Here is an 8981-nt window from a genome sequence, read left to right on the forward strand (position 1 = left end):
CGATCCCCTCGTCCTCGCAGAGCGGGAGCATTTCCCGTTCCTCCTCGCGGTTCAACAGGTTGTAGTGGTTCTGCATGGTCGAGAAGCGGGTCCAGCCGTGAGCGTCCGCGACGTGCAGAGCCTTGCTGAACTGCCACGCCCACATCGACGACGCTCCCACGTAGAGCGCCTTCCCAGCGTTGACGACATCGTGCAGTGCCTCGATGGTCTCCTCTATGGGTGTGCGGCGGTCCCACCGGTGGATCTGGTACAGGTCGACGTAGTCGGTCCCGAGCCGGCGGAGGCTCTCGTCGATCTCGTGCATGATCACCTTGCGCGACAGGCCGGCGCCGTTGGGGCCCTTCCGCATCCGCCCGTGGACCTTGGTGGCGATGACCACTTCTTCACGCTTGGCGAAGTCGCGAAGGGCCCGGCCCACGATCTCTTCGCTCGACCCGAGCGAGTACACGTTGGCCGTATCGAAGAAGTTGATCCCGAGCTCCAGAGAGCGCTGGATGAAGGGGCGGCTCGACTCCTCGTCGAGGGACCAGGGATGGTTCCCCTGCGAGGGAGTCCCGTAGCTCATACACCCCAGGCAGACAGCAGATACGTCGAGTCCGGTGCTGCCGAGCTTCACATAGCGCATGGGTGGGAATCTACCGCCGGCGGACGTAGCTACCCTGCCGGGGTTTCGTTTACGTTGAGCGCCCAGCGGGAAGCAATCCGGATGCCGTTCGCTGGCTGGCGCCGGCTCTCAACCGCGAACGACTGGAGGTGTGGTGTCCGTCTGGCTGGCGCGGGTATTCGAGGTGTTGTTCTGGTGGGGCGCCTGCCTCGGCGTCTGGGTGGTATCACTCTCGGCGGTCTCCGGCCAGGAACTGATCGTCTCCGTACTGGTGTCGCTGCCATGCGGCTTGCTGGCCCTGGTAGGGAGGCTGGCGGGGACGAACAAGTGGGGGCTGAAGCCGGCGTGGTTGCGAAGCGCATGGGTGCTGCCGCTCGCGATCGTCAGTGACGCCGTACAGGTCACGGTGCAGGTGCTGCGATCTCCCGGCCGACAAGGCGAGTTCGTGCGGATACCGATATCCGAGGGCGCGGGATACACCGCATCGGCCGACGGGCGCCGAGCGGTGGCGAGCTTTCTCACGTCCGCCACACCCGCCAGCATCGTCACCGATATCGACCCCGAGACGGGTGAGGCACTGGTCCACGTGATACCGGTGCGAGGCCCTCACATGGAACGGGTGGCCGCGCGTTGAACGTCGACACCGGCTGCCTGATCGCCCTTCTCGCAGGGGGAATGTTCCCGGCTCTCGTTCTCTCCTCGCGCGGCGACCCGGGCGCCCGGCTCATCGGCCTCGACCTGCTCGCGGCCGTGCTCACCTTCTGCCTCATCCTTGTCAGCCAGGTTGGCCCCGGTCAGTCCTACGACCTCATCCTTCCGTTGGTGCTCGTGCCGCTCTCGTTCGCCGGGACCCTTGTATTCACCCGCCTGCTCGGCAAGCGGGAGGACAGCTCTTGACGGTGATGCTCCGGTGGTAGGCGACGCTCTAGTCGCTGCAGGCACAGCCGTGATAGTGGCCGCGTCCCTCGCCGCGCTCGTCGCGCGTGACTCCTATACGAGGCTCCATCTCGCTACTCCTATGACTTCTCTCGGCGGCCCGCTCATCGCGGCTGGACTGTCGATCGCAAACGGGCCCGGTCTGACAACGGCGTCGATCGCGTTGCCCACCGGCCTGCTGTTCATCGCCGGTCCGATGCTTTCCTCCGCGATAGCGCGGATGCTCGCCCAGCGGGACGGCAAGGTTCCCGCGGAGTCTCCCGAATGAGCGCCGTGGTGATCATCACCCTGACGCTGGTCGGGATCGGCGGCACGGCGGTCGTGTTCACGCACAGGCCGGCGCGTCAGGCTGTGACGTTGTCGGCGTTCGGGCTCACCATGGCTGTCCTGTTCATGTCCCTGCAGGCGCCGGACGTGGCGTTGAGCCAGATCGGGGTCGGCACGGCGATCGTCCCTCTGATGGTCATGCTGGCCGTTCGCAAGATCGGGCAGCGACGATGACCAGGACCGCCCGCTTGATCATGTTCGGCGTCGCCGGTGCCTCGGTGGCCGTGGCCGTGATTCTCGCCATCCTCATGATGCCTTCGTTTGGGGGGTCGAGCCATCCGTATCGCGACCATGCGGTAGTCGCCGGTGTTCACCACCAGACCTCCAACATCGTCTCGTCGGTCAACTTCGACCAGCGCGGCCTCGACACCCTCGGTGAGGAGACGATTCTGCTGGCGAGCGTGATAGGCGTGAGCGTCTTGCTTCGTCCGGCTGAGGACGAGACCGAGACCCAGCGACTCTCGGGGGGAAGGGTCCTCGACGTCGTGCGCCTCGGCGGCTACGTATTGCTGCCGGTTACTGCGCTCATCGGTCTCGACGTGGCGACCCACGGGCACCTGACGCCCGGCGGCGGTTTCCAGGGCGGCGTCGTTCTCGGGACCGGTCTGCACACCCTCTATCTCGCTGGCAGGTATGACGCTCTGGAGAGGGTCCGGCCCGTGATGCTGTTCGAATGGGGCGAGGCCCTGGGCGCCGGCGCGTTCGCGTGTCTCGGCATCTCTGGCCTGCTCGTCGCCGGAGCCTTCCTCGTCAACGTGATCCCGTGGGGCACGTTCGGTGACCTCATGTCGGGGGGGACGGTCCCGGTGCTCAACGGCGCCGTAGGTGTAGAGGTCGCTTCGGGGACGATGGTCCTCCTCTCGAAGTTCCTCGAGCAGGCGATCAGACTCACCGGCGGTTCGGGAAAGGCTGGGAGCCAGGAGTCGGCGAAGGGATGAGCATCTACGGCTACCTCGTCGGGGGCTGGCTCATCCTGATCGGCGCGTTCGGGATCGCAAGCAGCCGCAACCTCATCCACTCCGTGGTTTGTCTGTCCGTCGCTCAGGCGGGCACGTACGTCCTGCTGTTGACCGTCGGCTTCCAGACCGGAGCGACCCCGCCCGTCTTCGGCTCACCGCCGTCGAAGCCGAACCTGTCGGTCGTGGACCCGGTGGTGCAGGCGATGACGCTGACAGACATCGTCGTCTCGGCCACGCTGACGGCGCTCCTGCTGGCCCTGGTGATTCAGATCCACAAGCGCCACGGCACCGTGGACCCCGACGAGCTGAGAGCCCTGCGGGGGTAGCGCGGTGCTCGTCTTCGATAGCGGCGTCGCCTGGCTGCCACCCGTCGCGATAGCCACGGCAATCACCGGCGCAGCTGTCCTGCTTGTGGCGGGCAGGTTCATCCCGAGGCAGGCAACCGACATCGTCGCGACCGCTGTCGCCTTGGCGGTGACAGGATTCACGGCCGCGGTCCTGGCGGTATCAGCGCAGGGTCGGATCGTCACCTGGGCCGCTCGCTGGCAACCGAAGCAGGGTTTCAGCGTCGGCGTCGTCATGCAGAGCGACCCGGTCGGAGCGGGTATCGCCGTACTGGCGGGGGCGCTCATGACGATCGCGCTCGTCTACAGCTGGCGGTATCTCGATTCGGTCGAGGCCCATTACCAGGCTCTGATGCTGCTCTTCCTAGCGGGAATGGTGGGCTTCGCCTTGACCGGCGACCTTTTCGACATGTTCGTCTTCTTCGAGCTGATGGGGGCGTCGGCGTATGCTCTGACGGGGCTCAAGGTCGAGGATCCGACCGCCCTCCAAGGTGGGTTCAACTTCGGAGTCGTGAACAGTCTCGGCGCCTACTTGTCGCTGGCGGGCGTCGCGATGCTCTACGCGCGTACCGGCAACCTCGGTCTGCCGCAGCTCGGGCAGTCCCTGGCCAACCACGGTGCCGATGCGCTTGTTGTAACGGCATTCGTCCTCGTCCTCACCGGGTTCCTGGTCAAGGCGGCCATGGTTCCATTCCATTTCTGGCTCGCAGATGCTCACGCGGTCGCGCCGGCTCCGGTTTGCGTGCTCTTTTCGGGCGTCATGGTTCCTCTCGGCGTGTACGCCGTATTCCGCGTGTACTGGACGGTCTTCTCGCGTGCCCTCCCCGGCGACGACGTCCGGCGCGCGTTTCTGATCCTCGGTGTGGTGACCGCAGTCGTGGGGTCAGTCATGTGCCTCGGCCAGCGTCACGTGAAGCGGCTACTTGCTTACTCGACGATCGCGCACGTCGGTCTTTTCCTTACTGCACTCGGTTTGCTCACACCCGACGGGACTTCCGGTGCTCTGCTCTACGTCGCGGGCCACGCCGGCGCCAAGGCGGCGCTGTTCCTCCTGGCCGGCATCATGCTCGCCCGGTACGGCTCCGTCGACGAGCACGAGCTGTTCGGCCGGGGTCGCAACGCCCGGTACATACCGTGGCTCTGGGTTGCCGGCGGCCTCGCGCTCGCCGGGCTGCCCCCGTTCGGGACCGCCCTCGGCAAGGCACTCTCCGAAGATGCTGGGATCAAGGGAGGCGACCCGTGGCTGGTCGGTCTCTTCGTCGTCGTGTCGGCGGCGACCGCCGGCGCTGTGCTGAGGGTGACCGCGCGGGTGTACTTCGGGCTCGGCCCCGTACCGTCCGAAGGGCCAGGCGGTCAGGAGACGAAGGGCGACGAGAAGCCCGACTCCAAGATGGACAAGGTCCCGCCGACGATGTTCGCTGCGGTCCTCGTGCTCCTCGTCGGGACGCTCGCCGAAGGTGTGTTCCCCGGCACGCGCGCAGCGGCCGACCACGCTGCCGCCTATTTCACCGATCCCCTCGGGTACGCGCACGCCGCTCTGGATCACACAGGTGGTTCCGCGACCTCCGCCCGCCATCCGGGTTGGACCGGTCTCGGTGTGGGACTGGGCATCGCGTCCGCGCTTCTCGCTGTTGTGGTCGCAGGGGTCGGCTTGTACGGGGGTCGCTTGGCCGAGCGAGCCGGTTCGTTCGGAAGGGCGATGGCTCGGGGGTTCGCCGGCCTGCGAAGCGTGCACTCGGGACACATCGGCGACTACGTCGCATGGCTCATGACGGGTGTCGCCGCGTTCGCGGCGATGATCGGCCTGCCTCTCGTATGAAAGCGAGGCCGCCGTCGCGCAATCGGGCAGCCTGGGCCCTCCGGAGAAAGTGGTGTGTGATCGGAGGCGGGTGATACCGCTATCCGGACGCGCGGCGAACCTAGACTGAGCTCCGGCACGTAACTACATCAGCAGTAGCGATATGCCGATAACAAGTGCTGTCCGAAAGCAGCCTATGAACGCGTCCCAGAACCTCAGGATCAAGGAGAGCCGGCTCGCACCCGGGTTGGAGAGCGTCGTCGCAGCACGACGGATCATCGTCGCCGCCGTGGACGCCTGGAAGCTCTCGGAGCGGGTCGGGGAGGACGCGGCCCTGGTCGTTTCGGAGCTTGCGAGTAACGCGGTCCTGCACGCGCGTACGACGTTCACGGTCTCTGTCTGCCGGCTGGGACCCGGGCTCCGGGTTGAGGTGTCGGACGGCAACCCGGTGTTCCCCGAGGCCGGCGCCGGGCGGCCCGAGGAGCTGCTGGCCGTGCGTTCGATGACCGGCCGGGGTCTCCAGCTCGTCGCTGCGATATCAGATCGTTGGGGGGCCGAACGGCGAGCAGACGGGAAGGTTGTTTGGGCCGAAGTCGGCACCAGCCGGTTGCGGGTCGAGCCGTCGCCGCCTCCTGCATTCCCCCCGGCACCCGCGCCGCCGAGGGTCAGCGCGGTGGCCGTAGCGGCCGGTGTGAAAGAGGTAACCGTCGCGACGGGAGCCGGCCGTCAGGTCCACCTGATCGGTGTGCCGGTGAGCCTTCTCATCGAATCGACCCGGCAGCTCACGGACCTTCAACGCGAGATGCAGGTGATCGGACTCGATCAGAGCGGCCCGCGCGAGCTGGTCTCGCTGGCGAGCTCGACGCGCGAAATCGAAGCGTGCATCGGGTACCTGCGCGAAGCCGGTCTCGCCGATGCCAAGCAGGCGGTGGCCCGAGGGGAGAGCGTCGTCGACTACGACCTTGTCGTACCTCACGATGCGGCCGTCCATCTCGACCGCCTGGGCCAACTCCTGGCCAGAGCGCGAAGCAGGCTCGCCCGCCGGTACCTGCTGACGTTGCCGGCGAGTGAAGACGTCGTCGCCTTCCGTTTGTGGTGGAGGGACGAGGTCCTGTCCCAGCTTGGCGGGCGGCCGCCGGTGCCCTGCCCGATACAGCCCGATGCAGGCAGGGCGCGGCAGCCTCGCGAACCTCTTTAAAGCTGAAGGCTCTTCACCTGGAGGAATTCCTCCAGACCGAAGTGGCCGTACTCGCGGCCGATGCCCGACTGCTTGTAACCACCGAACGGAGCGTTCGGGTTGAAGGCACCACCGTTGACCTCGACCTGACCGGTGCGCAGCTTGCGGGCCACTTGCTCCGCGTGCTCCTGCGTCCCGGCCCAGACGCCGCCGGCAAGCCCGTACACAGTGTCGTTGGCGATCTCGACGGCCTCGTCCTCGGTGTCGTAAGGGAGGATCGACAGAACCGGGCCGAAGATCTCCTCCTGCGCGATCGTCATGTCCCTCCGCACTTCCGAGAAGACGGTCGGCTTGACGAAGAACCCAATGTCGAGGCCCTCCGGCTTCCCGGTGCCGCCCGCGATGAGCTTGGCGCCCTCGTCGATGCCTTTCTGGATGTATCCCTGCACCCGGTCCCACTGGGCCTGCGACACGAGCGGGCCGAGCTTGGACTCCTCCGCGAACGGGTCGCCCGGGGTCATGGCGTTGGCGGCTTCCGCCGCGATCTGTTCCACTTCGGCCAGCCGGTCACGAGGCACGACCATGCGCGTCAGAGCCGAGCAGGTCTGACCAGAGTTGAGAAACGCCTTGAACACCCCGTCCGTCACCGCCTTCGAGAGGTCGGCGTCGTCGAGGATCACGTTGGCGCTCTTGCCGCCGAGCTCCAGGGCCACCTTGGCCACGCGCTGCATGCACAGCTCCCCGACGCGCTTGCCCGCCCTGGTGGACCCCGTAAAGGAGACCATGTCCACGTCAGGGTGCTTGGCGATCGCTTCACCGACGACTGGGCCGACACCCGTAACCATGTTGAACACCCCGCCGGGCAGACCGGTGTCGTGGATGATCTCGGCGAGGACGAACGCGTTGAGCGGGGCCACCTCCGAAGGCTTCAGCACGACCGTGCATCCGGCTGCGAGAGCAAACGCCACCTTGGCGGCAATCTGGTGGAGGGGGTAGTTCCAAGGCGTTATGCAGCCGACCACGCCGATCGGCTCACGCACGATCAACGAGTTCGCGTTGCGCTCCTCGAACGCGAACTCGTCCACGATCGACTGGATGACGTTGAACGAGTTGTAGGGGAGGCCCGCCTGGACGAGGAGGCTCAGGGGCTTCACCATGCCGACCTCTTCGCTGACGAGTGTGGCGATCTCGTCCATTCGAGCTCCGATGCCCTCCGCGATGCGGGAGCAGTACTTGGCGCGCTCCTCGACGGCCGTGGCAGCCCACCGGGGGAAAGCGGCCTTAGCCGCCGCGACCGCGCGGTTGACGTCTTCCGGGGTCCCCTCGGGGATGGTGCCCATCACTTCCTCGGTGGTCGAGTTGACCACCTGGAGACTTCCCTTGCCGGTGCTGGGCACCCATGCCCCGTCTATGTAAATCGTGTCGCGGACGATCATCCCTCTAGCTCCTTCCCGATAACGGTTCGGATGCCGGACGCCTGTCCCGTCGTGGCCGGTGTCCGTCACTACCGGCGCATGCTACGCACTGAGACTGCGCAACGTTTCCAGCGCCTTGTCGGCGTGCTTGGACATGTTGATCTCCGAGCGAATCACGTCCTTGATCAGGCCGTCGGTGCCTATGACGAAGGTGGTGCGCTTGTTGGGGATGAGCCCGGGGCCGCGGCGCACCCCGTAGGCCTTTGCCACCGACTTGTCGGTGTCGGATAGAAGGGGGAAGTCGAAGCCGTACTTTGATGAGAACTGCTGTTGCTTGTCGACCTTGTCGGCCGAGATCCCGACCCGTTGCGCGCCGGCTTGTTCGAACTCGCGGGCCAGGTCCCGGAAGTGGCAGCTCTCCGCTGTGCATCCGGGCGTCATGGCGGCCGGGTAGAAGTACAGGACGACCGGCCCCTTCTCGAGCATCTCCGACAGCCGCCTGCGGGCACCGGTCTCGTCCGGCAGGTCGAAGTCTGGTGCTTTGTCACCGATGTCCATGCTGGCGAGGGTACGCCCTGGTGGAACCTTATGTTCGATTGCTGGCCGGCCGCAGACCGGCTCGGTGGCAGCTTCAGTCGACGAGGCGTTGCATGAGCACCACGTCGAGCCACCTCCCGAACTTGCGCCCGACCTCCTTCTCGACGCCGATCACCTCGAATCCGCACGCCCGGTGGAGGTTGATCGACGCGTCGTGGCCCCCGACGATCCGGGCTATGACGGCGTGGAACCCGTGAGCCCCGGCGAGGCGTACCAGCTCCTCGAGCAGCCCCTTGCCCACCCCTTGGCCGCGGGCCTGCTGGTCCACGTACACCGAATCCTCCACAGTGGTCCGGTACGCGGGGCGGGGGCGGTACGGCGATAGGGACCCGAAGCCCCTTACGGTGCCGGAGCCGTCGACCGCCACGACCACGGGCCACGCCCCGCTGTGCTCGTCCATCCAGGCCAGCTGGTCTTCAGGGCTCCTCGGCACCAGGTCGAAGGTCACCGTGGACTCGAGGACCTCGCGGTTGTAGATGGCCCGGATCTCCTCCGAGTCTCGGGTCGTGGCGAGCCGGTAGTCCATCGGCGAGTGAGCGTACCGGCGGCCGGGGAGCGCCCGGAGGTGGCCCGGAGGAGCCTGACGGGTTGGCCGGGAGGTGATCAGCGCTGGCTGGGGGAGGGGCCGGCGGGTATCCTGGTCCGGGCTTCACGCCACCGGCGCGCGCCGGATCAGCAGTACTGCGCCCCCTTAGCTCAGTCGGCAGAGCACAGCCATGGTAAGGCTGGTGTCGTCGGTTCGATTCCGACAGGGGGCTCGGCGGCGTAGCTCAGTTGGTCAGAGCACTCGGCTCATAATCGAGTTGTCGTCGGTTCAAGTCCGA

The 8981-nt window shown here is 66.6% G+C and carries 12 protein-coding genes and 1 tRNA gene; 9 read left to right on the plus strand and 4 right to left on the minus strand.

The features are described from left to right. The coding region (locus VNF71_14355) for an aldo/keto reductase (GenBank protein ID HVA75738.1) at positions 1-625 on the minus strand (625 nt) is incomplete at its 3' end. Positions 626-758: 133 nt separating this feature from the next. Here VNF71_14355 and VNF71_14360 point away from each other — a divergent pair. From VNF71_14360 to VNF71_14395, 8 genes are all read left to right on the plus strand, one after another. Next, a complete protein-coding gene (locus VNF71_14360; protein HVA75739.1) occupies positions 759-1238 on the plus strand; it encodes a Na+/H+ antiporter subunit E in 480 nt (159 codons plus the stop codon). Further along, positions 1235-1501 (plus strand): hypothetical protein, encoded by a 267-nt coding sequence (locus tag VNF71_14365; GenBank protein HVA75740.1) that lies wholly within the window; start codon positions 1235-1237, stop codon positions 1499-1501. Before VNF71_14360 ends, VNF71_14365 begins: the two co-directional genes overlap by 4 nt. A gap of 13 nt (positions 1502-1514) precedes the next feature. Continuing rightward, positions 1515-1808 (plus strand): monovalent cation/H(+) antiporter subunit G, encoded by a 294-nt coding sequence (locus VNF71_14370; GenBank protein HVA75741.1) that lies wholly within the window; start codon positions 1515-1517, stop codon positions 1806-1808. Continuing rightward, positions 1805-2041 (plus strand): DUF4040 domain-containing protein, encoded by a 237-nt coding sequence (locus VNF71_14375; GenBank protein HVA75742.1) that lies wholly within the window; start codon positions 1805-1807, stop codon positions 2039-2041. The genes VNF71_14370 and VNF71_14375 overlap by 4 nt, the downstream gene beginning before the upstream one ends. After that, on the plus strand, positions 2038-2805 hold the full coding sequence (locus tag VNF71_14380) for an MnhB domain-containing protein (GenBank protein ID HVA75743.1): 768 nt from the start codon (positions 2038-2040) through the stop codon (positions 2803-2805). The genes VNF71_14375 and VNF71_14380 overlap by 4 nt, the downstream gene beginning before the upstream one ends. After that, positions 2802-3152: an NADH-quinone oxidoreductase subunit K gene (locus tag VNF71_14385; protein ID HVA75744.1), complete on the plus strand. Its 351-nt coding sequence runs from the start codon at positions 2802-2804 to the stop codon at positions 3150-3152. Before VNF71_14380 ends, VNF71_14385 begins: the two co-directional genes overlap by 4 nt. A gap of 4 nt (positions 3153-3156) precedes the next feature. After that, the gene (locus VNF71_14390) at positions 3157-4989 is read left to right on the plus strand and encodes a proton-conducting transporter membrane subunit (GenBank protein ID HVA75745.1); all 1833 of its coding nucleotides are present in this window, start codon (positions 3157-3159) and stop codon (positions 4987-4989) included. 175 nt (positions 4990-5164) lie between these two features. Then, positions 5165-6166: an ATP-binding protein gene (locus VNF71_14395; protein ID HVA75746.1), complete on the plus strand. Its 1002-nt coding sequence runs from the start codon at positions 5165-5167 to the stop codon at positions 6164-6166. Here VNF71_14395 and VNF71_14400 read toward each other — a convergent pair. The 3 genes from VNF71_14400 to VNF71_14410 form a co-directional block, all read right to left on the minus strand. Continuing rightward, positions 6163-7581: an aldehyde dehydrogenase family protein gene (locus VNF71_14400; protein HVA75747.1), complete on the minus strand. Its 1419-nt coding sequence runs from the start codon at positions 7579-7581 to the stop codon at positions 6163-6165. The two genes, VNF71_14395 and VNF71_14400, sit on opposite strands and share 4 nt — an antisense overlap. Before the next feature lie 81 nt (positions 7582-7662). Continuing rightward, a complete protein-coding gene (locus tag VNF71_14405) occupies positions 7663-8118 on the minus strand; it encodes a peroxiredoxin (GenBank protein ID HVA75748.1) in 456 nt (151 codons plus the stop codon). A gap of 73 nt (positions 8119-8191) precedes the next feature. After that, positions 8192-8683 (minus strand): GNAT family N-acetyltransferase, encoded by a 492-nt coding sequence (locus VNF71_14410; protein HVA75749.1) that lies wholly within the window; start codon positions 8681-8683, stop codon positions 8192-8194. Between the two features lie 159 nt (positions 8684-8842). Between VNF71_14410 and VNF71_14415 the strand changes: the two genes are divergently transcribed. Next, a tRNA-Thr gene (locus tag VNF71_14415) sits at positions 8843-8915 on the plus strand. The last annotated feature ends 66 nt before the right edge of the window (positions 8916-8981 follow it).

This window comes from Acidimicrobiales bacterium, assembly GCA_035533095.1.
Lineage (GTDB): Bacteria > Actinomycetota > Acidimicrobiia > Acidimicrobiales > Palsa-688 > DATLUM01.

Bases quoted from the DNA above. Each gene is read 5' to 3' on its own strand.
- VNF71_14405 (HVA75748.1), bottom strand. From the start codon at position 8,118: ATGGACATCGGTGACAAAGCACCAGACTTCGACCTGCCGGACGAGACC.
- VNF71_14395 (HVA75746.1), top strand. From the start codon at position 5,165: ATGAACGCGTCCCAGAACCTCAGGATCAAGGAGAGCCGGCTCGCACCC.
- VNF71_14380 (HVA75743.1), top strand. From the start codon at position 2,038: ATGACCAGGACCGCCCGCTTGATCATGTTCGGCGTCGCCGGTGCCTCG.
- VNF71_14385 (HVA75744.1), top strand. From the start codon at position 2,802: ATGAGCATCTACGGCTACCTCGTCGGGGGCTGGCTCATCCTGATCGGC.
- VNF71_14400 (HVA75747.1), bottom strand. From the start codon at position 7,581: ATGATCGTCCGCGACACGATTTACATAGACGGGGCATGGGTGCCCAGC.
- VNF71_14375 (HVA75742.1), top strand. From the start codon at position 1,805: ATGAGCGCCGTGGTGATCATCACCCTGACGCTGGTCGGGATCGGCGGC.
- VNF71_14410 (HVA75749.1), bottom strand. From the start codon at position 8,683: ATGGACTACCGGCTCGCCACGACCCGAGACTCGGAGGAGATCCGGGCC.